At 67.2% G+C, this 1352-nt stretch carries 1 protein-coding gene; it reads right to left on the bottom strand.

The window, feature by feature from the left end; all coding sequences use genetic code 11:
• On the bottom strand, positions 1 to 1352 hold a 1352-nt coding region (locus tag ACWC0C_RS48365; RefSeq protein ID WP_450871554.1), incomplete at both ends, for a condensation domain-containing protein.

The raw sequence follows: 1352 nt of genomic DNA, 5'->3' as shown, positions 1-1352 counted from the left end.
GCCAGGCCCAGCAGCGCACGGTGCAGCTCGGCGTCGATCCTGATCGGGACGGTGTCGCCGCCATAGTCGGCCACCTTCGGCCGAGGACGGTCGAAAGGCAGCTCAAGCTGGTCGGGAATTCCGTCCAAGGCGCTTGTCCAGAAGCCCAGTTGCCTGTTCAGCAGGGAGCTGGGGTCTTCCTCCGCGCCGAGGAGTTCGTGCAGCCACAGGGTGTAGTCGGCGTACTGCACCGGGAGCGCGGACCACGCCGGTGCCTGGCCCTGGAGCCGGGCGCGGAACGCGGTCTCCACGTCACGTCCGAGTGGCCCCATCGAGGCGCCGTCGCTCGCGATGTGATGCATGAGCAGCAGCAGGACGTGCTTGTCGGGGCCAACGGTGAACAGCGTCGTCCGGAGCGGGAGCTCGGCGGCCAAGTCGAATGCGTAATGTCCCGTCTCGCGCAGCGCTGTGTCCAACTCATTTGCAGAGCAGATGACTTGGTGCAGCTTTAGGTCGACGGCGTCCGTTCCCAGCACTACTTGGGCCGAGCTTCCGTCGATCTCCTGGAAGACCGTCCGCAGGCTCTCGTGCCGTACCACCACATCGTTCAATGCCTGTTCGAGGACATCCGCGTCCAGGTCCCCGGTGATCCGGAACGCCACCGGAACGTTGTAGGTGGCATTCGCACCCTCCAGCTTGTTCAGGAACCACAGTCGGTTCTGCGCCGGTGACAGCGGGATCCGTGTCGGACGCTCCGTCGCGGTCAACGCGGGCCTGGCTGAACCCGCTTCCGCGATCTGGGCGGTGAGGGTGGCGATGGTGGGGGTTTCGAAGAGGGTGCGTACTGGGAGTTCGACCCCCAGGGTCGAACGGATGCGGCTGATGAGGCGGGTGGCGAGGAGGGAGTGGCCGCCCAACTCGAAGAAGCTGTCGTCGATTCCGACCGCGGGCACGCCCAGGACCTCGGCGAACAGGCCGCACAGGATCTCCTCCTGCGGGGTCCGCGGACCGCGCCCGGCTCCGGCCGTCGTCGACATGTCCGGGGCGGGCAGGGCCCGCCGGTCCAGCTTGTTGTTGGTGGTGAGGGGGAGTCGGTCGAGCACCATGAACGCGGAGGGCACCATGTACTCCGGCAGCAGGCCGGCCGCATGGGCACGCAGGGCCTCTGTGTCCACGGTGTCGGTGCCGGCCTCGGTGACCACGTAGGCCACGAGGCGTTTGTCGCCGGGCTGGTCCTCACGAGCTATGACGGCGACCTGGGACAGTCCTGGGAAGCGGCCCAGTACGGCTTCGATCTCGCCGAGTTCGATGCGGAAGCCGCGGATCTTGACCTGGTCGTCGACCCGGCCCACGAACTCCAGCAGGCCCTGATC

The sequence above is a fragment of the Streptomyces sp. NPDC001709 genome, assembly GCF_053596375.1.
This window is presented reverse-complemented; position numbering and strand designations above follow the sequence as displayed.